Annotated in this window: 25 protein-coding genes; 16 read left to right on the forward strand and 9 right to left on the reverse strand. The window is 62.7% G+C overall.

Annotated features, from left to right (window positions below; genetic code table 11):
- Positions 1 to 25: 25 nt before the first annotated feature.
- Positions 26 to 2,395 (forward strand): caspase family protein, encoded by a 2,370-nt coding sequence (locus tag AC04SF_RS03155; protein WP_488476458.1) that lies wholly within the window; start codon positions 26 to 28, stop codon positions 2,393 to 2,395.
- Positions 2,396 to 2,631: 236 nt separating this feature from the next.
- On the forward strand, positions 2,632 to 2,901 hold the full coding sequence (locus tag AC04SF_RS03160; protein ID WP_488476459.1) for a PsiF family protein: 270 nt from the start codon (positions 2,632 to 2,634) through the stop codon (positions 2,899 to 2,901).
- Between the two features lie 210 nt (positions 2,902 to 3,111).
- Here the strand turns inward: AC04SF_RS03160 and AC04SF_RS03165 are convergent, their stop codons facing one another.
- The 5 genes from AC04SF_RS03165 to AC04SF_RS03185 all read right to left on the reverse strand — a co-directional run bounded on the left by AC04SF_RS03165 (position 3,112) and on the right by AC04SF_RS03185 (position 7,400).
- Entirely contained in the window at positions 3,112 to 3,873 is a 762-nt protein-coding gene (locus AC04SF_RS03165; protein ID WP_488476675.1) for a transglutaminase-like cysteine peptidase, read from the reverse strand.
- Between the two features lie 126 nt (positions 3,874 to 3,999).
- Positions 4,000 to 4,707 (reverse strand): NAD-dependent deacylase, encoded by a 708-nt coding sequence (locus AC04SF_RS03170; RefSeq protein ID WP_488476460.1) that lies wholly within the window; start codon positions 4,705 to 4,707, stop codon positions 4,000 to 4,002.
- 65 nt (positions 4,708 to 4,772) lie between these two features.
- The gene (gene tldD, locus AC04SF_RS03175; protein WP_488476461.1) at positions 4,773 to 6,185 is read right to left on the reverse strand and encodes a metalloprotease TldD; all 1,413 of its coding nucleotides are present in this window, start codon (positions 6,183 to 6,185) and stop codon (positions 4,773 to 4,775) included.
- A 118-nt stretch (positions 6,186 to 6,303) separates the two neighbouring features.
- Entirely contained in the window at positions 6,304 to 6,771 is a 468-nt protein-coding gene (locus tag AC04SF_RS03180; protein WP_488476462.1) for a YbjN domain-containing protein, read from the reverse strand.
- Positions 6,772 to 6,842: 71 nt separating this feature from the next.
- Positions 6,843 to 7,400, reverse strand: a complete 558-nt coding sequence (locus AC04SF_RS03185; RefSeq protein ID WP_488476463.1) for an invasion associated locus B family protein — start codon at positions 7,398 to 7,400, stop codon at positions 6,843 to 6,845.
- A 376-nt stretch (positions 7,401 to 7,776) separates the two neighbouring features.
- Between AC04SF_RS03185 and coxB the strand changes: the two genes are divergently transcribed.
- The 13 genes from coxB to AC04SF_RS03250 all read left to right on the forward strand — a co-directional run bounded on the left by coxB (position 7,777) and on the right by AC04SF_RS03250 (position 18,085).
- Complete coding sequence (gene coxB, locus AC04SF_RS03190) at positions 7,777 to 8,661, forward strand: cytochrome c oxidase subunit II (RefSeq protein ID WP_096455955.1); 885 nt, start codon at positions 7,777 to 7,779, stop codon at positions 8,659 to 8,661.
- Positions 8,662 to 8,699: 38 nt separating this feature from the next.
- Complete coding sequence (gene ctaD / locus AC04SF_RS03195; protein WP_096455956.1) at positions 8,700 to 10,352, forward strand: cytochrome c oxidase subunit I; 1,653 nt, start codon at positions 8,700 to 8,702, stop codon at positions 10,350 to 10,352.
- A 75-nt stretch (positions 10,353 to 10,427) separates the two neighbouring features.
- Positions 10,428 to 11,372, forward strand: a complete 945-nt coding sequence (locus AC04SF_RS03200) for a heme o synthase (RefSeq protein WP_488476464.1) — start codon at positions 10,428 to 10,430, stop codon at positions 11,370 to 11,372.
- Positions 11,369 to 11,533, forward strand: a complete 165-nt coding sequence (locus AC04SF_RS03205) for a hypothetical protein (RefSeq protein ID WP_488476465.1) — start codon at positions 11,369 to 11,371, stop codon at positions 11,531 to 11,533. The genes AC04SF_RS03200 and AC04SF_RS03205 overlap by 4 nt, the downstream gene beginning before the upstream one ends.
- Complete coding sequence (locus tag AC04SF_RS03210) at positions 11,533 to 12,165, forward strand: cytochrome c oxidase assembly protein (RefSeq protein ID WP_488476466.1); 633 nt, start codon at positions 11,533 to 11,535, stop codon at positions 12,163 to 12,165. Before AC04SF_RS03205 ends, AC04SF_RS03210 begins: the two co-directional genes overlap by 1 nt.
- Before the next feature lies 1 nt (position 12,166).
- Positions 12,167 to 13,048 carry a cytochrome c oxidase subunit 3 gene (locus AC04SF_RS03215; RefSeq protein WP_096455961.1) on the forward strand — a complete coding sequence of 294 codons (882 nt, stop codon included), beginning with the start codon at positions 12,167 to 12,169 and terminating at the stop codon, positions 13,046 to 13,048.
- Between the two features lie 154 nt (positions 13,049 to 13,202).
- Complete coding sequence (locus AC04SF_RS03220; protein WP_488476467.1) at positions 13,203 to 13,694, forward strand: L,D-transpeptidase family protein; 492 nt, start codon at positions 13,203 to 13,205, stop codon at positions 13,692 to 13,694.
- Positions 13,695 to 13,696: 2 nt separating this feature from the next.
- Positions 13,697 to 14,083, forward strand: coding sequence for a DUF983 domain-containing protein (locus AC04SF_RS03225; protein ID WP_488476468.1), 387 nt, complete (start codon positions 13,697 to 13,699; stop codon positions 14,081 to 14,083).
- Positions 14,080 to 14,835, forward strand: coding sequence for an SURF1 family protein (locus AC04SF_RS03230; RefSeq protein ID WP_488476469.1), 756 nt, complete (start codon positions 14,080 to 14,082; stop codon positions 14,833 to 14,835). Before AC04SF_RS03225 ends, AC04SF_RS03230 begins: the two co-directional genes overlap by 4 nt.
- Positions 14,836 to 14,940: 105 nt before the next feature.
- Positions 14,941 to 15,951, forward strand: coding sequence for a 4-hydroxy-3-methylbut-2-enyl diphosphate reductase (gene ispH, locus AC04SF_RS03235; protein ID WP_096455965.1), 1,011 nt, complete (start codon positions 14,941 to 14,943; stop codon positions 15,949 to 15,951).
- Positions 15,952 to 15,956: 5 nt separating this feature from the next.
- A complete protein-coding gene (locus AC04SF_RS03240; RefSeq protein ID WP_488476470.1) occupies positions 15,957 to 16,934 on the forward strand; it encodes a homoserine kinase in 978 nt (325 codons plus the stop codon).
- Positions 16,931 to 17,464 (forward strand): ribonuclease HI, encoded by a 534-nt coding sequence (gene rnhA / locus AC04SF_RS03245; RefSeq protein WP_183457465.1) that lies wholly within the window; start codon positions 16,931 to 16,933, stop codon positions 17,462 to 17,464. Before AC04SF_RS03240 ends, rnhA begins: the two co-directional genes overlap by 4 nt.
- 42 nt (positions 17,465 to 17,506) lie before the next feature.
- Complete coding sequence (locus tag AC04SF_RS03250) at positions 17,507 to 18,085, forward strand: histidine phosphatase family protein (RefSeq protein WP_488476471.1); 579 nt, start codon at positions 17,507 to 17,509, stop codon at positions 18,083 to 18,085.
- Positions 18,086 to 18,095: 10 nt separating this feature from the next.
- On the opposite strand, the gene AC04SF_RS03255 is transcribed toward AC04SF_RS03250, so the two are convergent.
- The 3 genes from AC04SF_RS03255 to AC04SF_RS03265 form a co-directional block, all read right to left on the reverse strand.
- Complete coding sequence (locus tag AC04SF_RS03255) at positions 18,096 to 18,572, reverse strand: DUF2938 domain-containing protein (RefSeq protein WP_202350866.1); 477 nt, start codon at positions 18,570 to 18,572, stop codon at positions 18,096 to 18,098.
- A gap of 89 nt (positions 18,573 to 18,661) precedes the next feature.
- Positions 18,662 to 19,144, reverse strand: a complete 483-nt coding sequence (locus AC04SF_RS03260; RefSeq protein ID WP_488476472.1) for a redoxin family protein — start codon at positions 19,142 to 19,144, stop codon at positions 18,662 to 18,664.
- 86 nt (positions 19,145 to 19,230) lie between these two features.
- On the reverse strand, positions 19,231 to 20,037 hold the full coding sequence (locus AC04SF_RS03265) for a protein-disulfide reductase DsbD domain-containing protein (protein ID WP_202350864.1): 807 nt from the start codon (positions 20,035 to 20,037) through the stop codon (positions 19,231 to 19,233).
- A gap of 170 nt (positions 20,038 to 20,207) precedes the next feature.
- Between AC04SF_RS03265 and AC04SF_RS03270 the strand changes: the two genes are divergently transcribed.
- Positions 20,208 to 20,816, forward strand: a complete 609-nt coding sequence (locus AC04SF_RS03270) for a YqgE/AlgH family protein (RefSeq protein ID WP_096455978.1) — start codon at positions 20,208 to 20,210, stop codon at positions 20,814 to 20,816.
- 24 nt (positions 20,817 to 20,840) lie between these two features.
- Here the strand turns inward: AC04SF_RS03270 and AC04SF_RS03275 are convergent, their stop codons facing one another.
- Positions 20,841 to 23,729 carry an EAL domain-containing protein gene (locus AC04SF_RS03275; RefSeq protein WP_096455980.1) on the reverse strand — a complete coding sequence of 963 codons (2,889 nt, stop codon included), beginning with the start codon at positions 23,727 to 23,729 and terminating at the stop codon, positions 20,841 to 20,843.
- Positions 23,730 to 23,731: the final 2 nt, after the last annotated feature.

The following is a 23,731-nucleotide window of genomic DNA, read 5'->3' on the forward strand; positions in this document are numbered from 1 at the left end:
ATGGGGCGGCACTCTCACCTGACGGATGATCGTAATGCGGACGGTCTCGAAACTCCTCGCTTTCCTTCTTGCCCTCTCCATTTTCGCCTTCGGGTCGACAGCCCTGGCGCTGGCGCAAGGCCAGAAGCGCCTTGCCTTCGTCATCGGTAACGCCGCCTACCCCTCGGGCGCGCTGGCGACGCCCGCCAACGACGCCGGCCTCATCGCCCAGACATTGCAGGCTGCAGGCTTCGACGTGGTCGGCGCGCGCGATGTCGACCAGGAATCGCTGCGTGGCGCCTATCGCGATTTCCTCGCCAAGGTGACGGCGGCCGGCCCAGATGCGGTGGTGTTTGTCTATCTGGCCGGGCAGGGACTGCAGTTCGAGGGCGAGAACTATTTTGCCCCCATCGACGCCCAGACAGCGAATGCCGCAGATGTGCCGATGGCGGCTGTGCGGGTTTCCGACCTCACCAAGCCGCTTGCCGCATTGCCGACGAAGGTCAACATCGTTGTGCTTGACGCGGCGCGGCCAAATTCCTTCGCCAGGTCGAACCAACCGCTGGCCGGCGGCCTCGCGTTGGTCGATCCCGACCCGAACATGCTGATCGCCTTCAACGCCGCCCCGGGCACGGTCGCGCCGGAAGGCAAGGGGCCTTACGGCGCCTACGCACAGGCGCTGGCCGAGATGATCAGGGATGGCGGTTTGCAACTGGGCGATGTGTTCGATCGCACGCGGCTGCGGGTCAACGAAGTGACCGATGGAGCGGAGGTGCCTTGGGACGCCTCCAAGATCACCGATCCCTTCGTCTTCTTCGACCGCGGCCCGGATGCTCCGGCGCCGCAGGTTTCCGCCGCCGAGGTGCGGACAAACCGGACCAGGGAGATCCGAGACTTCGACGCGCATGACGCCTATATCGCGGCCCTCGATCGCGACACGATGCGCGGCTACGAAGACTTTTTGGTCGCCTATCCCCACGATCCGATGGCCAGGCGCGTGCGCGCCATCCTGGCAGCGCGGCGCGAGGCGATCACTTGGCGCCAGACCTGGCTCAGGGATACGCCGGAAGCCTATTGGTCCTATCTCGATCGCTATCCGCATGGCCCGCATGCCTGGGACGCCCGCCGCAGGCTCGAGCATTTCGACGCCGCCCTGGAGCCGCCGCAGAGTTTTGCTGTCTATGACTATGACGTGCCGCCTCCGCCGCCCGAAGAGATCGTCTATGTCGACCGGTCCGTGCTCTATTTCGACGATCCGGAATTCGACTTCGCACCGCCGCCGCCGGTTGCTGTGATCTTCCTGCCGCCGCGGCCGCGCGACTTCATCGAACTGCCGCCACCGCCGCCGCCAATCGGAATCTTCCTCCTGCCGACACCCGTCTTTGTGCCGGTGCCGGCCTGGGTGAACCCTCCGCATGACATCTTCCCGCCGCCGAACGATGTCATCTTCAACAACATCCACAATACCACCATCGTCAACAACACGACCATCAACGAGAACCAGGGCGGCGGCCTCACCACCGGCCAGAAGCTGACCGCGGGCGCGGTGGGCCTCGGTGCGGCAGCTTTGGCGACCAAGGTGGCGCTGCCGGCCTTTCTGCAGAAGAAGGAAGCGACGCTCGCAAAGGTCAATCCCGGTGGCCTGCCATTGAAGTTGCAGCAGGGCAGCCAGCAGCCGGGCGGTGCCACGCCGCTGTCGAAGACCTTGCCTGCCGACAAGTTGACAGGTCATGCCTTGCCCGGCGCCGACGGCAAGACGCTGCCGCTCGTCAATGGCAAGCCGGTGCTGAATGGACAGAACCTGCCCAACAACCCGATCCTGCCCAACAACAAGTCCAAGAAGCTCTTGAACAAGCAGGGTACGGCAGGTGGAAACGCCGTCACCGGCAACCCGGTCGTGAATGGGCAAAACGGGGCCAATGGCCAAGGCAATGGGCAGGGCCAGAACGGTAGCGGCAAGACTGGCAAGAAGCTCCGCAAGATCCCTGGCGCCAACGGCACGCCTGCGGCGAATGGAGCGAACAACGCATCGGCGCTCAATGGGCAGAATTCAAGCCAGAATCCGACCAATGCCAAGCTCAAGAAGCTTCACAATCAGGGCGGTGGCCAGACGAACGGCCAGGCCAATGGGCAAGGCAGTGCGGCCCAGGGTAATGGCAACGGTCCCAAATTCCACAAGCTGCCCGCCAACGGAAACGGTGGCGGCAACGTCCAGCAGAAATTCAAGGTCAACAATGGCAATCAGCAGTTGAAGGTGCTGGGTCAGCCCAAGCCGCAGAGGCCGGAGTTCCACGCCCAGCCGAAGCAGCAGATCCAGCAGGTGCACCGGCAACCGCAGGCGCAGCCCAAGCCGCAGCCGCCAGCCGTCAAGAAGCCGTCTTGCGGGCACCCCAATGAGCCGGCCTGCAAGAAATAGCGCATGTCGCCCGGTGATCCGACTTGGGTCGCGAGATGCGTAAAGGCTTGAAACGCATCGCCGGTCGCCTTGTGAGAGGTGAGGCGGCTGTGCCGGGCCGGCGGCAAAACATGGCCGGGCCGCTGCGGCAACCCGTGATCAGATCACAACTGCGTGGTTGGCCGCAGCCAAGATTGCGCGGCGCCCCAGCTCGCTGATACCCAGTCAGTGCCGGGGGCCTCAAGGGAGTAACCATAATGAGGATTGCAAGCGTTCTGACGTCTATCGCCGTGGCCGGTTTCATTGCGACGGGAGCCGCCGCGGCAGCGACGACAGCAGCGACCACGACTGCGCCGGCCACCACCACGGCCGCCCCCGCGAAAAAGGCAAAGACGACTGCCATGACGCCGGAGAAAACCGCGATTTCGAAGCAATGTTCGGCACTTGCCGATGCCCAGAAGCTGCACGGCAAGGCACGCGAGAAATTCCGGGCCGACTGCAAGAAGAACGGCGGCAAACCCACCTGATCAGTGGTTGTTCTCGGCTATTGTTGCCAGCCTGCCCTGTCGGGGAGGCTGGCGGCAGTTCCGGAGGAACGTGAACCAGACTTCCGTCTGAAGCCAGGTTCATTGGGCTCGGTCAAGAGTGGATGAGACGGTCGCGAGATCTTCCATCCCGAGCGCTGAAACGCACCGACCATCCGTGGCGCCTGGACCGCTGCGGCCCTGAGAGGTTGATCAGTCTGCGAGTTTGGCAACATTTGTGACGGTCTTCGGCGTACCACCCCGCTGGTTGATCGACACCCAGATATTCGGGTTCTGCTGCGACTGGCGTTTCAGGAAATAGTAGCCGGTCGCGTTCCAGGGCCGGATTTCGTCGACCAGATTGTCGAGGACGAGATCGCCCTTGTCGGTTTTCACCGTCAGGATGGTGTGGCCTTCATTGTCAAGATCGTGGACCACGGTCATCAGCAGCGCCTGCCGAGGGAACCCAGCCTCCTGAAGAAGCTTGCGCTTGTAGAGTGCGTAGATCTTGCAGTCGCCCTTGCCGTCGACTGGGTAATCCCAGTGGTCCGCCATCGTGCCCCAGTGCTCGAAGTTGCTGACGGGCTTGATGTAGTTGTTTGCCTTGAGGTTTATGCGCTTGAGGATGCGCAGGTTCTGCGCGGTCAGCTTGACGTTCGTGGCCGGCAGAGCGGGGACCTTGCACTCTTTTGGCCGGCGATGGCAGAAATCGAGCCAGCCATAAGGAACGCTGGTACGTCCTCCAACCGAGGCGAAGCGCAAGGCATCCGCGGATGGCTGCGTCTTCCCGAGCAATGTCGACTGCTTGAGTAAGGTGGATTGCGCTGAAGCCGAACTGACATCCAACGAAGTTACGCCAACCAGCGAAACACAGCCAAGCAGCAACGAGGAAGTCAGGACGCCGAGGGAACGCAGCACTGGCAACACCACCGTACGAGAGCACCGATCAACGGTAATGTGGTGACGGCGCACGATCAATTAAACATTTAAGAAGGCGTTAACATGTTCGTGTTCGCGGTCTGCAAACGCGTCGTGACGCCAGCGCAAGGCACTGCGCCACGGCGTCAACTGGAAAAGCGGGATGCCTGATGCGCGGCAGCGTCAGCCTGTTCCCGAAAGGATGCGCTCGACGAAGGCAGGCACGATCTGCGTCGCCGGTCCTTCCATCTGCTCGTCGAAGCGGGAGGCCCTGCCTGCGCATTTCAAATTGAGTTCGATCGTCAAGGCACCGGCGGCGCGGGCCTCCTCGACGAAACCGGCCGCCGGGTAGACGCTGCCGCTCGTTCCGATCGCCAGGAACAGGTCGCAACGCGTCAGCGCTTCGCCGATCTCTTCCATGCGGTAGGGCATCTCGCCGAACCAGACCACGTCGGGCCGCAACTTGCCTTTGGCGCCACAGGCCGGGCATTCGGATTGAACGGTGATGTCGCCGGCCCAGGCGCTGCTTGCGCCACAGTCCTGGCAAAGCGCGCGGCCGAGTTCGCCATGCATATGGATCAGTTTCCGCGAGCCGGCACGCTCATGCAGATCGTCGATGTTCTGGGTGACCAGGAGCACGTCGCCCTGGACTTCGCGCTCGAGCCTGGCCAGTGCCGCATGGGCGGCGTTCGGCGCCACGCTGTTCATCTGCCGCCGGCGCATATTGTAGAAATCCTGCACCTTGGCGGGATTGCGGGCAAAGCCTTCAGGCGTCGCAATGTCTTCGAGACTGAATTTCGCCCAGACGCCATCAGGATCGCGAAAGGTCGCGACACCCGATTCCGCCGAAATGCCGGCACCTGTCAGGATGACGATCTTGGATCTGGACATGGTCGGGCCGCCCGAATTTGGAAACATCACTTTGGCGAGCGACGTTACCGGAACGGCCGCGAGCCTCAAACCCTCGTGCCGCCCACCGTCATCTGGTTCATGCGCAAATGCGGCTGGCCGACGCCGACCGGCACGCCCTGTCCGGCCTTGCCGCACATGCCGATGCCATTGTCGAGCTTCATGTCGTTGCCGACCATCGAGACGCGGTGCATGGCGTCAGGCCCGTTGCCGATCAGCATCGCGCCCTTGATCGGCTGCGTCACCTTGCCGTTCTCAATCATGTAGGCCTCGGTGCAGCCGAACACGAATTTGCCCGACGTGATGTCGACCTGGCCGCCGCCGAAGGAGACGGCGTAGATGCCGTTCTTGACGGAAGCAATGATCTCATCCGGCTCCATGTCACCAGACGTCATGTAGGTGTTGGTCATGCGCGGCATCGGCTGGTGCGCGTAGCCTTCGCGCCTTCCGTTGCCGGTGGCTTTCATGCCCATCAGCCGGGCGTTCTGGCGGTCCTGCATGTAGCCGACCAGTTTGCCGTCATCGATCAGCACATTGCGTGCCGACGGCGTGCCTTCATCGTCGACGGTCAGCGAACCGCGCCGCTCGGGGATGGTGCCGTCATCGACGACGGTGACGCCCTTGGCGGCGACCTGTTGGCCCAGCAGGCCGGCGAAGGCCGATGTCTTCTTGCGGTTGAAGTCGCCTTCCAGCCCGTGCCCGACAGCCTCGTGCAGCATGACGCCCGGCCAGCCGCTGGACAGCACGATGTCGAATGTGCCGGCCGGGGCGGGGATCGCCTCGAGGTTGACCAGCGCCTGCCTGAGCGCCTCTTTGGCTGCGTGCTTCCAGCTGTCTTCGATCAGGAAGTCGCCAAAGGCCTTGCGTCCGCCCATGCCGTAGGAGCCGCTTTCCTGGCGGTCGCCGTCGCCGACGACGACCGAGACGTTGATACGGACCAGCGGCCTGATATCGCGCACCACCTGGCCGTCGGCGCGCACGATCTCGACATGCTGCCAGGACGCGGCGAGCGAGGCCGTCACCTGGCGCACGCGCGGATCCTCGGCGCGCAGCCAGGCGTCGATTTCCTGCAGCAGCTTTGCCTTAGCCTCGAAGGTGGGCGAGGGGATCGGGTTCTCGTCGCCGTAGAGATGGCGGTTGGTGCGGGCGGGTGTGGCGGCAAGCGTGCCGGAATAGCCACCCTTGACGGTCGAGACGGCAGCGGCCGCGCGCAGCAGCGAAGCCTCCGACAGGTCGCTCGAATGGGCGTAGCCGCTGGCTTCACCGGCGACCGCGCGCAGGCCAAAGCCCTGGTCGGTGTTGAAATTGGCGGTCTTCAGCCGGCCATTGTCGAACATCAGCGCCTCGCTCTCGCTGTATTCGAGAAACAGTTCGCCGTCATCGGCGCCGTTGATGGTGTCGGCGACGATCTGCTTGATGCGATCGTCGGAAATGTCGAATTGGCCGATCAGGCTGTTCATGGCGCATCCGTTCGTGGGAAGAGAGCTTGTTTCCCCCGATGTAGGCGCGAAGCCGCGCCGAGACAATCGTCCCGACGCGCGGTGAGGACAAATGCGCTTCGCGGGCAGACCGCCGGCGTCACTTCTGGTTGATGAAATCCTTGATGTTGGTGGTCATCGAATCCCAGTTCGAGAACTGTTCCTCAAGATTGGCCTTGGTGATGCCGCCGATGAACGAGACATCCATCTTGAAGTTGGAACCGTCGCCGGAGAAGGCCTTCACCCAGCGATACTTCTTGTTCCACGCATTGGCTTGCTCGGCCGTGAAGGCGTCGGTGTAGCCCGAGGAAAACTGGATCGATTTGCACTTCTCATGGTTTTCGCAACCATAGAAGTAGATGACGTACTTCATGCCCTCGATCCGGCCGGAGACCATGGGGTCGCCATCGTCATCCTTATCCAGCTTGGCCGAGCCGTAACCCTTGGCAATGTCAAGAATTGCTGCCGGATCAGGCGCGGTGATGACTTCGGTATCTTCGGCCCAGGCGACGGAACCCGCGCCGGTCAAAATCAGACCAGCGGAGAAAAGCAAAGAAAACGAGCGCATGATGACCCACCGCCAAACCCATCCCATGGGAATTCTGCGTCAGGGTCGGGTTTTTCGCAAGCGCCTGGCTGTCAGGGCAGGGCGGCAAAGCCGTCGGCAAACCCTTTGAGGTCGACCGGGATGCCGATGCCTTCTTCCGGCGTCTGGAAGACGATGAACGTCGCCGACGTGCCGGTCTTCAGCGTGTCGAGCAGCGGCTTTTCGAGGATGACCTCGGCATAGCAACCGTCCTGGAAGCAGCGCACGAAATAGGCGCGGCCGATATCCTTGCCGTCGACATTGAGGCCGAGCCCGTTCGGCAAAAGCACGCCGAGCGGCGCCAGCACGCGCAGGATCTCGGCCTTGTTGTCGGCGGTGCGCAGCACGACGACCGACAGCCCCATCTCCGGACGATCCTCGGCGACGACGTTCTGCATCATCACGCATTGTTCAGAGGTGGCACCGGCGGGCGTGTCGCAGATGATCGACCAGGCGCCATGCGTCGAGCGCACAGTACCGCTGGGTTGCGCGGCATTGGCCTGACTGGCGACCAGACCGGCCGTGGACAGGGCAACGACAAAAATGGCTTTCGCCAAGGTGATCGAAAGTCCCAGTCTCGTATGCCTCAGTCTCGAAAGCCAAGAGTTCATGACGGCTCCATTGCGAATCACGGCACTTTAAGCCGCGCCAATGCCAAGTAAAGGACGAGACCACGGCCGAACTGTCCCGAAACAGGCAATACATCGCTTTTCCCTGCCAAATTCGCCTGAATTGCGACGCTTCGCGAACCCGGCCGGCATGAGGCTGGCAACCTGCCGAACATACGCGATTCGCCGTCATGGCCGCTGCCCCGGAAGAGCCGTGTCAGCTTGCGCGCAAAAATGCCGCACAGTTTCCTCCGCTCCTTTCTTGCGGAGGGAAAAAGAGTATGGTTTGAACCACCTTGAGACTGTCGGGATTCCCGTCCCGGCATTGTTCGTTATTCTCGTTGGCGCAGCCGCGAGGAACTGGGAGACGAAGAGGGCGATGAGAAATTTCCTAGCAGACGCCAAGTTTCTAGCCAGTGCTGGGGCTGCCACCGCGTTTTTCGCCGGCACGTCCGCCCATGCCGATCAGCCCGTGGCTTGGGAGACAACCTTCCAGGCGCCGGCGACCGACATGATGCGGCAGATCGAGTGGTTCGGAAACTACACGATGTGGTTCATCGTCCCGATCACCATCCTGGTGCTGCTTCTGCTTGCCTACTGCATCGTCAGGTTCCGCGCGAGCGCAAACCCGGTTCCCTCCAAGACCAGCCACAACACGCTGATCGAGGTGATCTGGACCGTCGGCCCGGTCGTGATCCTGCTCTGCCTCGCTATTCCCTCGTTCCAGCTCCTGACCGCGCAGTACACCCCGCCGGAAGAAGCCAAGCTGACCGTCAAGGCGACCGGCAACCAGTGGAACTGGGACTACGAATACCAGACCGACAACACGCTCTCCTTCAATTCCGCCATCCTCCAGGACGGCGATCGCGCCAAGGCCGGCAAGGAGGATCGCAAGGTCTACCCGCGCCTGCTTGCCGTCGACAATGAGTTGGTGGTGCCGGTCAACACGATGACGCGCGTGCTTGTCACCGCGACCGACGTGATCCACTCCTTCGCCATGCCGTCCTTCGGCATCAAGATCGACGCCATTCCGGGACGTACCAACGAGACCTGGTTCAAGGCGGAGAAGGAAGGTCTTTATTATGGTCAGTGCTCGCAGCTCTGCGGCAAGGACCACGCCTTCATGCCGATCGCCATCCGTGTCGTCTCCGACGCGCAGTTCAAGACCTGGCTGGCTGCGGCCAAAACCGACCTGCCCGGCGCCAACAAGACGCTGATGGCCGAGGTCGATGGCCAGAACAAGGTAGCGGCCGCCGGCAATTGATGCCGCGGGTTAGCAAGATTTAGGGAACGGAGCGGAACATGGCAGACGCTGCAGCTCACGACGGCCACGACCACAAGCCTTATCATGGCTGGGTGCGCTGGGTTTATTCGACCAACCACAAGGATATCGGCACGCTCTACCTGATCTTCGCGATCATGGCCGGCATTATCGGCGGCGCCCTGTCGGTCGCCATCCGCATGGAACTGCAGGAGCCTGGCATCCAGATCTTCAGCGGTCTGGCGCAGATGGTCTACGGCATGAACGGTGACGCAGCGGTCGACGGCGGCAAGAGCATGTACAATGCCTTCGCCACCGCGCATGCGCTGATCATGATCTTCTTCATGGTCATGCCGGCGCTGATCGGCGGCTTCGCCAACTGGATGGTGCCGATCATGATCGGTGCTCCCGACATGGCGTTCCCGCGCATGAACAACATCTCCTTCTGGTTGCTGCCGCCGGCCTTCATCCTGCTGCTGACCTCGATGTTCGTACCGAGCGCACCGGGCGCCTACGGTGTCGGCGGTGGCTGGACGCTTTATCCGCCGCTGTCGACCTCGGGTCAGCCCGGACCGGCCATGGATCTGGCGATCCTGTCGATCCACATCGCCGGTGCCTCGTCGATCCTCGGCGCCATCAACTTCATCACCACCATCTTCAACATGCGTGCTCCGGGCATGACGCTGCACAAGATGCCGCTGTTCGCCTGGTCGGTGCTGGTCACCGCCTTCCTGCTGCTGTTGTCCCTGCCGGTCCTGGCCGGCGGCATCACCATGCTGCTCACCGACCGCAATTTCGGCACGGCCTTCTTCGCGCCGGACAATGGCGGCGATCCGCTCCTCTTCCAGCATCTGTTCTGGTTCTTCGGCCATCCGGAAGTCTACATCCTGATCCTGCCGGGCTTCGGCATCATCAGCCACATCGTCTCGACCTTCTCGAAGAAGCCGGTGTTCGGCTATCTCGGCATGGCCTACGCGATGGTCGCCATCGGTGCCGTCGGCTTCATCGTCTGGGCGCACCACATGTACACGACCGGCCTGTCGCTCGACACGCAGCGCTACTTCGTCTTCGCCACCATGGTCATCGCGGTGCCGACGGGCGTGAAGATCTTCTCCTGGATCGCGACGATGTGGGGCGGGTCGATCTCGTTCAAGACGCCGATGCTGTGGGCGCTGGGCTTCATCTTCCTGTTCACCATCGGTGGCGTCACCGGCGTCCAACTGGCCAATGCCGGTCTCGACCGCTCGCTGCATGACACCTATTTCGTCATCGCCCACTTCCACTACGTGCTGTCGCTGGGCGCGGTGTTCGCCATCTTCGCCGGCTGGTACTACTGGTTCCCCAAGATGACCGGCTACATGTACTCGCCTGTCATCGCCAACACCCACTTCTGGGTCACCTTCGTCGGCGTCAACCTGATCTTCTTCCCTCAACATTTCCTCGGCCTCGCCGGCATGCCGCGCCGCACCATCGACTATCCGGACGCGTTTGCCGGCTGGAACTATGTGTCGTCGATCGGCTCCTATATCTCGGCCGTCGGTGTGGCGATCTTCCTCTACGGCGTGTTCGAAGCCTTCCAGAAGAAGCGGATCGCCGGTGCCAACCCATGGGGTGAGGGTGCCACCACGCTCGAATGGCAGCTGCCTTCGCCGCCGCCGTTCCACCAGTGGGAGCAGCTGCCGAAGATCAAGTAAGGCGGCTCCCGCCCGAATACAAAACCGCCGGCCCGCCGGCGGTTTTGGCCAACGGAATGATGGACTTAAGTACGCATGGCCCTAGTCGACGAAACCAGCATTGACGAAGCGGGCTTCCGCATGTCGGAAGCGACGGCGGGCGATTTCTTCGCCCTGCTGAAGCCGCGCGTCATGTCGCTGGTCGTGTTCACCGCCTTTGTCGGGCTGGTCGCCGCACCGGTGACCATCAACCCGCTGCTGGCGGTGATCGCCATCCTGTCGATCGCCATCGGCGCCGGTGCCTCGGGCGCGCTCAACATGTGGTACGACGCTGACATCGACGCCGTGATGACCAGGACCGCAAGCCGCCCGGTGCCGTCCGGCCGCATCCAGCCGCACGAGGCGCTCAGCTTCGGCCTGGTGCTGTCGGTACTGTCGGTGATGACGCTCGGCGTGCTGGTCAACTGGCTGTCGGCGACGCTGCTGGCCTTCACCATCTTCTTCTATGCCGTCGTCTACACGATGTGGCTGAAGCGCTGGACGCCGCAGAACATCGTCATCGGCGGCGCTGCCGGTGCGATCCCGCCGGTCATCGGCTGGGCCGCGGTGACCGGGTCGGTCAGCCTCGAAAGCATCGTCCTGTTCCTGATCATCTTCCTGTGGACGCCGCCGCATTTCTGGGCACTCGCGCTGTTCAAGTCCGAAGACTATGAGCGCGCCGGCATCCCGATGATGCCCAATGTCGCCGGCCAGGCGTCGACCCGCCGTCAGATCTTCGCCTATGCGCTGGTGCTGGCCCCGGTCGGCCTGCTGCCGTGGCTGCTCGGCTACACCACGCCTTTCTATGGCGTGGCCGCCGTGCTGCTTGGCGTCGGCTTTGTCTGGTATGCGTGGAAAGTGCTCGGCATGGCCGACGACGACCGGACCATGAAGCCGGCCAAGTCGCTGTTTGCCTATTCGCTGCTTTATCTCTTCGCAATCTTCGCTGCCTATCTGGCCGACAGCGTTGTTGAACGCGCGCTTGCCATGGGTGGGGCATGATCATGGTCGAGGAAAAACTCGAAACGGTCACGCTGACCGATCGTCAGAAGAAGGCCCAGCGCAGCCGTTCGGTTGCCATCGGCGTGGCGCTGGCGGTGCTGGTCGTGATTTTCTACATCGCCACGATCATCAAGTTCGGCCACAATCTGGGCACGATGTGATGAGCGTCGAGATCTCCAAGAAGCCGGCCGGCAAGAACAGCAACGCCATCGTCGCGGCGGTCTGCCTCGCCTTCTTCACCGGCATGATCGGCATGGCCTATGCGGCCGTGCCGCTCTACAAGATGTTCTGCCAGGCGACCGGCTATGGCGGTAAGACGCAACGCGTCGAGAAGCAGTATGCCGGCCGCGTGCTGGATCGTGAGATCACCGTGCGCTTCGACGCCAATATTGCCGGCGTGCCGTGGGAATTCCAGCCGGTCCAGCGCTCGATGACCATGAAGATCGGCGAGACCGTGCAGGCGCATTATCAGGCGACCAACAAATTCGATCGCCCCGTTACCGGCCGCGCCACCTTCAACGTGCAGCCGGAACTGGCAGGCCCCTACTTCAACAAGGTCGAGTGCTTCTGCTTCACCGATACGTCGCTGAAGCCCGGCGAGACGCTGGACATGCCGGTCCTGTTCTATGTGGATCCCGATATCGTCAATGTGCCGGAACTGAAGGACGTGAAGACGATTACCCTGTCCTACACGATGTTCCCGGTCGAGAAGACCAAGCCGGTCGCCTCCTCGGAGCCGGTCCAGGGCAACAGCAAGACAATTTCCAATACCGAAGCAAATCTCGGGGGTTGATATGGCAGACGCGCACGCAAAACCACAGCATGACTATCATCTCGTCGACCCGAGCCCATGGCCCTTCCTGGGCTCCGTAGGGGCGCTCGTTACCGCCTTTGGCGGCGTCTGCCTCATGGAGTACCTGAAGGGCGGCTCCTTCCCGATCTTCGGCTTCAACATCGCCAATCCGTGGCTGTTCTTCATCGGCATCGTGATCGTCCTCTACACCATGTTCGCCTGGTGGTCGGACACGATCAAGGAAGCGCATGAGGGCCATCACACGCGTGTCGTGTCGCTGCATCTGCGCTATGGCATGATCATGTTCATCGCCTCGGAGGTGATGTTCTTCGTCGCCTGGTTCTGGGCCTATTTCGACGCTAGCCTTTTTGCCGGTGAGGTGCAGAACTACGCGCGCCACACCTTTACCGGTGGTGTCTGGCCGCCGAAAGGCATGGAGGTTCTCGATCCCTTCCACCTGCCGCTCTACAACACCATCATCCTGCTCCTGTCGGGCACGACGGTCACCTGGGCGCACCACTCACTCATCCATGGCGATCGCAAGGGCCTGATCAACGGCCTGGTGCTGACCGTCGGCCTCGGCATGCTGTTCACCATGGTGCAGGCCTATGAGTACATGCACGCTCCGTTCGGCTTCAAGGATTCCATCTACGGCGCCACCTTCTTCATGGCGACCGGCTTCCACGGTTTCCATGTCATCATCGGCACCATCTTCCTGCTGGTCTGCCTGGTCAGGGCAATGAAGGGCGATTTCACCCCCAAGCAGCATTTCGGCTTTGAGGCGGCCGCCTGGTACTGGCACTTCGTCGACGTGGTCTGGCTGTTCCTGTTCTCGGCGATCTATGTCTGGGGATCGGCTGGCGCGGTGATCGAAGGCCACTGATCCAGTCTTTGGAGCAATTCCAGGAAGAGTGTGAACGGTTTTCCGTTCGGAATTGCGTCGAAACAAAGAGTCTATGATTTCGATTTCGGGAAGGCGGCCGCGGCGACGCGGCCGCCTTCTTCTTTTCGGCGCAATGATCGCCGATCGATTGCCGATGCGGCTGACAATTCCCTGGACGATTTGCGCATTCATCTTCCTGGCATTCCCGGCCCTTGCTGCTGAGAAGGTCGATCTGGTGCGTGCCCATAAGGCGGAACGGCGGCTGGAACTTATCGGTGACGGCAAGGTGCTGCGCAGCTACAGCATTGCGCTTGGCGGGGATCCGGTCGGCCACAAGCACCAGGAGGGCGATCAGCGCACGCCCCAGGGGCGCTACATCCTCGACTGGCGCAACCCCGACAGCATCGCGCACAGATCGATTCACATCTCCTATCCCAATGCCGACGATCTGGCGGCGGCGAAGGCGCGCAATGTCGATGCCGGCAGCATGATCATGATCCACGGCCAGGCGAATGGTTTCGGCTGGTGGGGCTGGCTGCTTCAATTGGTCGACTGGACCGACGGCTGCATTGCCGTTACGAACTCCGACATGGACGAAATCTGGGCAATGGTGGCCGATGGGACACCGATAGAGATCGAGCAATAGCGATGAGTGAAGATAAGGCGATCTGGCCTCCGATCGATCCGATATCGGCCGGCCTGCACGGCCGTTGCCCGCGCTGCGGCGAAGGGCTGCTGTTTTCCGGCTTCCTCACCGTCGGCAAACGCTGCGTCAATTGCGGCCTCGACTATTCCTTCGCCGATGCCGGCGACGGGCCAGCGGTCTTCGTCATCCTGATTATCGGCTTCATCATCGTCGGCCTGGCGCTCTGGGTCGAAGTGACGCTAAGCCCGCCGCTGTGGCTGCATCTGCTGATCTGGATCCCGTTGGCCCTGGTGCTGTGCCTGACCGCGCTGCGGCTGATCAAGGGCGTGCTGCTCACCCTGCAATATGCCAACAAGGCGGCCGAAGGCAGGCTGGACCGCGGCGAATGAGCGAAGCATCCATCAGGAGTGGTGGCCGTTCGCGGCCACGCTCGGCATTGCTGCTCGGCCTTGGCCTGGTGCTGCTCTCGATCCTGCTGGCGCTCGGCACCTGGCAGGTCCAGCGCCTGCACTGGAAGGAAGGTCTCCTGCAGACCATCGACCAGCGCACCCATTCGGCGCCGCTGCCGCTGGCCGAGGTCGAGAAGCAATTCGCAGCGACCGGCGACGTCGACTACACGCCGGTCACGGTCTCCGGCACGTTCCTGCATTCGGGCGAGCGGCATTTTTATGCGACCTGGGAGGGTGACGCCGGCTTCAACGTCTATACGCCGCTCGCCCTCGACGACGGCCGCTTCGTCCTGATCAATCGCGGCTTCATACCCTATGATCTGAAAGACCCCGCCAAGCGCGCCAAGGGGCAGATCACCGGCAAAGTGACCATTACCGGGCTTGCCCGCAATCCGCTGCCGGCAAAACCGTCGATGATGCTGCCAGACAATGACGTGGCGAAGAACATCTTCTACTGGAAGGACCGCGACGTGATGGCGGCGAGCGCCGGCCTGCCGGCCGGGTTCACGCTGGTGCCGATCTTCATCGATGCCGACAAGACGCCGAATCCTGGCGGTCTGCCGATCGGTGGCGTCACCATCATCGACCTGCCGAACAGCCATCTGCAATATGCCGTCACCTGGTATGGGCTTGCCGCAGCACTCGCAGCTGTGCTGATCCTGCGGCTTCGCCGTCCCGCGAAAGAGGAATGAACGCAAGCAGCGCTCCCCTTTCTACCGACACCCTTGACAGGGCCTGCTCTTGACAGAACAGGGGTAGGCACCTCATTTCGGCGCTGACGAACCGGCCAGGATTCAATGCTTCAGACAATCGCCAAACCTCCTCTCACGATCCGGCTCTGCCAGCCGCGCGGCTTTTGCGCCGGCGTCGACCGTGCCATCCAGATCGTCGTGCTGGCGCTGAAGAAATACGGCGCGCCGGTCTATGTCCGCCACGAGATCGTGCACAACCGCTACGTCGTCGAGGGGCTGCAAAGCCTTGGCGCGGTCTTCATCGAGGAGCTTTCCGAAATCCCGGCTGAACACCGGCAGTCGCCGGTCGTCTTCTCGGCGCATGGCGTGCCGAAATCGGTGCCGGCGGATGCGCAAGCGCGCAACTTGTTCTATCTCGACGCCACCTGTCCGCTGGTGTCGAAGGTCCACAAGCAGGCCATGCGCCATCAGCGGCTTGGCCGCCATGTGCTGTTGATCGGCCATGCCGGCCACCCCGAGGTGATCGGCACGATGGGGCAATTGCCGGAAGGCGCGGTCACGCTGATCGAGACCGAGGCCGATGCCGCGAAGCTTGTGCCGGCCGACCCGAAGGCGCTTGGCTTCGTCACCCAGACCACACTATCGGTCGAGGACACCGCCGGCATCATCCGCGCGCTGAAAGAGCGCTTTCCCGACCTGCAGGCGCCGGCAGCGGAATCGATCTGCTACGCCACCACCAACCGCCAGGAAGCGGTCAAGGACACCGCCCCGGGTGCTGATCTCTATCTGATCGTAGGCGCTCCCAATTCCTCCAATTCGCGCCGCCTTGTCGAAGTGGCGGAGCGTGCCGGCGCCACGATGTCGCTTCTCGTGCAGCGCGCCGCCGAGATTCCGTGGAATGACATCGGCAACATTTCGACGCTCGGCCTGTCAGCAGGGGCATCGGCGCCGGAGATCATCGTCGACGAGATCATCGACGCGTTCCGCCAGCGCTTCGATGTCACCATCGATCTCGCCATCACGGCCACCGAAACAGAGGATTTTCCGGTCATGCGGGTACTGCGCGATGTCGAACTGACGCCGGCCGACATGGCCTTCGTCAATGGGGCCGCGTAAGGCAGATGGCGGTCTATACCGATGTTGCGGAGGGCGAACTCGGCGCTTTCCTGAAGCACTACCCGGTCGGCGATCTCCTGTCCTACAAGGGCATCGCCGAGGGCACGGAAAACTCCAACTTCCTCCTGCACACTTCCAGCGGCTCCTACATTCTGACGCTCTATGAGAAGCGGGTCGAGAAGGCGGATCTGCCGTTTTTCCTCGGGCTGATGGGCCATCTCGCCAACAAGGGTGTGTCCTGCCCGCTGCCGGTGACCGCGCATGACGGCAGCGTCATCGGCACGCTGGCCGGCCGGCCAGCGGTCATCATCACCTTCCTCGAAGGACTTTCGCTGCGGCGCCCGACGGCAACGCATTGCGCCGAGGTCGGCAAGGCGCTGGCAGCCCTGCACCTGGCCGGCGCCGATTTTCCGATGACCCGTCCCAACGCGCTTGCCATCGACGGCTGGCGCAAACTTTGGAATGCGGCCCGCGACCGCGCCGACGAGGTCGAGCCGGGCCTCGCGGCCGAGGTCGATGCCGACTTCGCCGATTTCGAGCGCAACTGGCCGAAGGACCTTCCTGCAGGCATCATCCACGCCGATCTTTTTCCGGACAACGTCTTCTTCCTCGGCGAAAAACTGTCCGGCCTGATCGACTTCTATTTCGCCTGTGACGATCTCTATGCCTACGATGTCGCGACCTGCCTCAACGCCTGGTGTTTCGAGAAGGATTTCTCCTTCAACCTTACCAAGGGCAAGGCACTGCTTGCCGGCTATCAGAGCGTGCGTCCGCTGAGCGGAGAAGAAAAGGCGGCACTGCCGATGCTGTCGCGCGGTTCGGCGCTGCGTTTCATGCTGACCCGGCTCTACGACTGGCTGACCGTTCCCGATGGCGGGCTGGTGATGAAGCGCGATCCGACCGAATATATCAGGCGGATGCGGTTCCATCGGGCAATCAAATCGGCTTCGGAATATGGATTGGCCGAATACAGGGTGTCATGAGCAAACAGGTTGAAATCTTCACCGACGGCGCCTGCTCAGGCAATCCCGGCCCTGGCGGCTGGGGCGCCATCCTGCGCTTCAACGGCACCACCAAGGAACTTTCCGGCGGCGAGGCGGAAACGACCAACAACCGCATGGAACTACTGGCCGCCATCTCGGCGCTGAATGCGCTGAAGGAGCCTTGCACGGTCGAGCTTCACACCGACAGCAAATACGTAATGGACGGCATTTCCAAATGGATCCATGGCTGGAAGAAGAACGGCTGGAAGACCGCCGACAAGAAGCCGGTCAAGAATGGCGAGCTCTGGCAGGCGCTGGATGAGGCCAATAGGCGTCACAAGGTCACCTGGAACTGGGTCAAGGGCCATGCCGGCCATACCGAGAACGAGCGCGCCGACGAACTCGCACGGGAAGGCATGGCGCCGTTCAAGAAGGGCTCTTTCAAGCCAGCGGTTTCAGCGCCGAAGCCGGATGCCCAGCCGAAGCAGCCGGCAGCCACGAAGGCCCGTCGTTCGACCCAGAGCTACTGAGTTCCAGCAGCCGGTCCGCTTCCAGGCAGGGTGACCTCGATCGTGCCGATCCTGTACTATGTCACGCATCCCCAGGTTCAGATCGACGCTGCCGTTCCCGTTCCGGAATGGGGACTGTCCGATATCGGACGGGCGAGGGCTGTCGCCATGCTCGATCAGCCATGGGTCGGATCTATCCGGCGCATCGTTTCGTCGGGCGAGCGCAAGGCAATAGAAACGGGCGAAATCCTGGCACGCCATCTCCGCCTTGCGGTCGAGGTCAGGGAGCGGATGCACGAGAATGACCGGTCCGCGACCGGCTTTCTGCCGCCGCCGGAGTTCGAAGCGGTCGCCGATCAGTTCTTCGCCAATCCGCATAAAAGCGTTCGCGGGTGGGAGCGGGCGATCGATGCGCAGCAACGTATTGTGGGCGAGGTCGCAGCCGTGCTTGATGAGGGTGGGGCCGGAGACATGGCCTTTGTCGGCCATGGAGGCGTGGGAACGCTCCTGCTGCTGTCTCTCAGTGTGCGGGAGATCAGCCGCGAAGCGGATCAACCGGCAGGCGGTGGCAACTATTTTGCCTATGATATCGGCGCCCGCCGCGTCATCCATGGATGGCGGCCCATCGACAGGCCGGCCTAGGTCTAAACCTTCAGCGTATCAGCAGCGCCGTGCCCCAGAGTCCGAGCGCGAAGACCGTGTGCGAGACTAGGTTGAGCGCCCGGATCTGCATCGGATTGGGCCGCTTCGAGGCGGCCCATCCGGCACCCATGCCCGGCGCTAGCAGGAACCAGCCGGCGCCGACGGTGACGATGCCGAGAATGAAGGCCGGCAGGAAGGTCGGCGCGGAAAGCCAGCCGGTTCCGGCAAGCACGACCAGGATGATGCCGTAGACGATGCCGACGAAATAGTGAAACGCCCAGCCGAGCGCCACTTCATGCGCGTAAGGCGCCGCGGCGCCGATATCATCGTGAAAGACCTTGTCGCCGAGATGCCAGACCCAGCGGCCGACAGGTCCCCAGTTCGGCCGTGGCTGGCCGAAGGCCTTATGCAAAAAGAGGGCCCAGAGATCCATCAGTACGGTGGCGCCGATGCCGATCGCGATAGCGCGCCAGATGACGTCAAACATCGTTGGATCCCCCGAAAGCCGGCAGTTCTGGAGCGCTAGCGTTGTGGGCGAGGTCGCTGTTGCGGCCTCGCCGACGCGGCCGTTGAAGCTCAGAGCTGTCCGAGAATATGAGCCGCGCCGGACTCGTCGACGCCGGGCTTGGTTTCGACATTGAGCGCGATGACCTTGCCGTCGTCGATGATCATCGAAAACCGCTTCGAGCGCAGGCCCATGCCGGCTGCGGAAAGGTCGTTGTCGAGTCCGACCGCCTTGGCGAAATCACCACTGCCGTCGGCGAGGAACAGGATCTTGCCTTCGCCGCCGGTGAAGTGCGCCCAGGCGCCCATGACATGAACGTCGTTGACCGAAACGACGGCGATGGTGTCGACGCCGCGCGCCAGGATGGCGTCATGGTTTTCGAGATAGCCGGGCAGATGGTTGTTGCTGCAGGTCGGCGTGAAGGCGCCGGGAACGCCGAACAGGACGACCTTCTTGCCCGGGAAAATCTCGGCCGACGTGATCGCCTTGGCGCCGTCATCGGTCATCGTCTTGAAGGTTACCTCGGGCAGCGTGTCGCCAACGGAAATGGTCATGAGTTCCTCGCTTGGGAATGGGAAGGAAGGATGCATGCTTGCGTAGCGAACTCAGCGGCGTCCTGCAACCGTTCGGACAAGCTGGATCAAGGGAAAGGCAGCAGCCCTTCGACGGCGCCCGCCGAACTCGTCAGCGTGTAGTGAAGCCCGCCATCCGTTGGCGTTGCTGAAGGGCGGTCGAGGATCGGCACGGTGAAGATCAGCTTGCCGTCCTTTTCGCTGCGGGAAGGGGTGCCGAACATGTAGTCCCGCTCGCCGGCGACAAAAAAATCCGCTGCCTCCGGGTCACCGGGAAAGCTCGCCTCGACAACCAGCGTCTCGTGATCGCCCGGTAGCACGTTGATGCCGAAATCAGGCTTTGCCGGCGCCGGCAAAGCCGTGAAGCTCGCCTTCACCAGGGCTGCGTCGTCGGCATTGTCAGGGTCGGAGGTGGGGTCGACGGTCAGCCGTGTCTGCACGGGAATGCAGATCGTCTCGCAAATGCCGAGAAAGATATCGGCATCGATGACAGCCGGCTGGTTCGGTGTTGCCAGCGTAAAGGTCACAGGCAGCGAAATCGGATAGTTGTAGCCTGCCCATTTGCCATAACCATCGTCGTGGCGTTGCGGTGCCGGAAACGAAAGAATGGCATCGGCAATGTTGGTGCTGGCCGAAACATCGAGCTGCGGCGGCACGCCGGCGTCGCCCGGATCGCGCCAATAGGTCTTCCACCCGGGCTTGAGCGCGATGTCGAGAACGCCCTGGATGCGGCCGGCCTCGTCGGGTTTGCCTGATGTCACCAGCCGCACCTTGCCGCCTTCGCTGGTGTACCAGGCGGACGATGAGGCGGAGGCAGGCAGAACGGCCGCCGATCCTATGGCGGTGCCGAGCAGCAGGATTTTCAAGCTTTGCATGGCGGTGATTTGATCGTCCGTTCGTGGCTTCGCAATGTTCTCACGGCTTTGTTGATATCATATTTGCGTGACCTTCGCGGGCAAGCCATCGCGGCCTGGCACCATGGGCTTTGGTCGAATCCGGCGCGGCGCATCTTTTCGGCGCCCGGGAAACACGGTACCTTCGTTGAATGGATTTGTTGCGCCACAAAAAGACGGTCGCTGGACGCGGCTTTCTCGACGATCAGTTCCTGATTGCCATGCCCGGCATGAAGGACGACCGTTTCACGCGCTCGGTCATCTACATCTGCGCGCACAGCGATGAAGGCGCGATGGGCCTGATCATCAATCAGACACAGCAGATGCTGTTTCCGGACCTTCTTGTGCAGCTCGGCATCATGAACGAGCAGGAGGCGATCCGCCTGCCGGCGCAGGCGCGCGATTTCGTCGTGCGCAATGGTGGGCCCGTCGATCGCAGCCGCGGCTTCGTCCTGCATTCGGGCGACTATCGCGTGGAATCGTCGCTGACCGTTTCCGACGATATCTGCCTGACCGCGACGGTCGATATATTGCGCGCCATATCGTCGGGCCGCGGCCCGCGTCATGCGCTGATGGCGCTCGGCTATTCCGGCTGGGGCGCCGGTCAGCTGGAAACCGAGATCGCCGAAAATGGCTGGCTGACCTGTCCGGCCAGTCCCGAGCTTCTGTTCGACGCCGACATCGAGCGCAAATACGATCGCATCCTCGCCTCGATCGGCATCGATCTGGCGCATTTGAGCCTGGCGGCCGGGCACGCCTGACCCATCAGGCCGACGCAGAGGCCTCTAAGCCTGTGTCAGCGGATACTGCTCCTTCAGCGTCTTCAGCACCTGGTCGCCGGGCATCGGCGCGCCGAACATGAAGCTCTGCACATATTCGCAGCCCATCTGGCGCAGTTCCAGCGCATCGCGTTCGTCCGAAATGCCCTCGGCGACCACCGACAGGCCGAGCTCATGCGCCATGTTGACCATGGATTTGAGCAGCACGGCGCGCTTTGGCGAGTTGTCGTCGACAAAACTCTTGTCGATCTTGATCGTGTCGAACGGGAAACGCGTCAGATAGGCGAGCGATGAATAGCCGGTGCCGAAATCGTCCAGCGACAGGCCGATGCCGAGCTGCTTGAGCTTGGTCAGCACATGAGCGGTCTGTTCCGGATTGTCCATCACCAGCGACTCGGTGAGTTCAAGACGGAAACAGCGCGGCTTCAGATTGGCCCGCGCGATGACCGAGCGGACATCGCTGACCAGGTCGCGGCGGATGAGTTGGCGGCTGGACAAATTGACCGAGACGGACAGCGGTGCGTCGCCGATCTGCTTCTGCCATCCGGCAAGGTCTTCGGCTGCTTGCTGCATGGCAAACAGCCCAAGCTGCACAATCAGCCCGCAGCTTTCGGCGACCGGGATGAAGTCGGCCGGCGGGATCATGCCGCGGCGCGGATGGTCCCAGCGCAGCAAGGCCTCGAAGCCGGCGACGCTGCCGTCTTCCAGCCGCACGATCGGCTGGTAGGCAAGCGTGAATTCGCGTCGCTCGATGGCGCGCCGCAGGTCGGATTCGAACTGCAGCCGGTCGGTGCCGACGGTGCGGAAAGCCGGCCGGAACGGCTCGATCCGGTCGCCGCCAAAACGCTTGGCCTGGTGCATGGCAAGCTCGGCGTCCTTGACCATATCCTCGGCCGAAGTCTGCGCCGAGGTCCAGGTGATCAGGCCGATCGAGGCGGTCAGCACGATCTCGCGCTTGGCGAAGGTGATCGGATTGTTGATCGCATGCTTGATGGCATCCGCCACGCCGGCGATGCGGGCAGGGTCCTGTTCGGACAAAAGCATCAGCGCGAACTGGTCGCCGGCGAAGCGCGACAGCGAATCCTTCGGCTTCAACAGCCGGTGCAGGCGGCGCGCTATGGTCAGCAGGATGGTGTCGCCGGCCGAGATGCCGAGCCCGTCATTGACCTGCTTGAAGCGGTCTATGTCGATGACGAAGACGGTCGGGCGCACCTTCTCCTCGGTGCGGGCGATCGAGATGATCGCTTCCAGCCGGTTCATGAACAGTTCGCGGTTCGGCAGGCCGGTCAGATTGTCGTGCACGGCGTCGTGCAGCAGCCGCTCCTCGGACTTCTTCTGCTCGGTGACATCGACCATGGTGCCGACACAACGGATGACCTCGCCATCCGATCCGATGACCGGGCGGGCGCGCAAGGCGAACCAGTGATAATGCCCGTCGGCGCCGCGCAGCCGGAAATTCTGCGCCACCCGGCCACGGCGGTGCTCCAGCACCACGTCGAGTGTCGTGCGGAACGTGTCGCGGTCGTCGGCATGCAGCACCGGCAACCAGTTGCGCGCGGCACCCCCGAGGCTGTTGGGCGCGAGGCCGAGCTGGATGCTGACATCGGGCTTGGTGACGACGCGGTCGCGCAGCACGTCCCAATCCCACACCGTGTCTCCCGACCCGGCAACCGCCAGCGCCTGGCGTTCGAGGTCGGAGAACAGGCCCTGATGCAGCGCGCCGCCGGCAAAGGCGTGCTGCATGACGGTGAAGCCGATCAACAGGATGATCAGGATCAGCCCGCCGCCGAGCGCAGGCTGGGCGATGTCATTGTCGAGCATGCCGGTGATCGCCATCCATGACCCGCATAGCCACAACAGCACCATGACCCAACTGGGCACCAGCATGATGGCGCGGTCATAACCACGAATCCCGAGGAAGATGATCAGGCCGAGCCCGGTCAGTGCGGTTGCCGCAAAGGAGATGCGGGCGATGCCGGCGGCGACCGCCGGATCGACGATGGCCACACCGGCAATCAGCACCAGTCCGAGGATCCAGACCAGGGCGCCATAGCTGAAATGGCCGTGCCATCGGTTGAGGTTGAGATAGGCGAACAGGAAGACCACGAAGGTCGCCGCAAGCGCCACCTCCGTTCCCGCCCGCCACATCTGCTCATTGCCGGGCGAGATCTCGATGACCTTGTTGAGGAAGCCGAAATCGACGCAGATATAGGCAAGCACCGCCCAGGCAAGGGCTGCGGTCGCCGGGAACATCGAGGTCCCCTTGACCACGAAGAGGATGGTCAGGAACAGCGCCAGAAGGCCCGCGATGCCGATGACAATGCCGCGGAACAGTGTGTAGGAGTTGACCGAGTCCTTATAGGCTTCCGGCTCCCACAGATAGACCTGCGGCAGCTTGGGCGAGGCGAGTTCGGCGATGAAGGTGATCACCGTTCCCGGGTTCAGCGTCACCCGGAACACGTCGGCGTCAGGGCTGGTCTGGCGGTCAAGCGCGAAGCCCTCGCTGGGCGTGATCGCTGCAATGCGGGTGGCGCCGAGATCGGGCCAGAAGATGCCGGAATTGACCAGCCGGAAATGCGGCGCGACGATCAGCCTGTCGAGCTGCTGGTCGGTGGTGTTGGCCAGCGCGAACACCGCCCAGTCGCCGGTCGAGCGCGCGTCATTGGCTTCGACCTCGATGCGCCGCACGATGCCGTCCGGCCCGGGCGCGGTCGACACCTGGAAGTTTTCGCCCTGGTTGCGGTAGATCTCGAAGGCGCGTGACAGATCGAGCGCGACATCGTCGCGGGCAATCTTGATCGGTTCGACGGCAAAGGCCGACGAAGCCGCGCACAGCGTCAGCATTGCCGCGAGGACAAAGGCGAACAGCGGCCCGTTTCGCAGGAAATTCGTCAAAA

It is taken from the genome of Mesorhizobium sp. CNPSo 4671 (assembly GCF_057784245.1).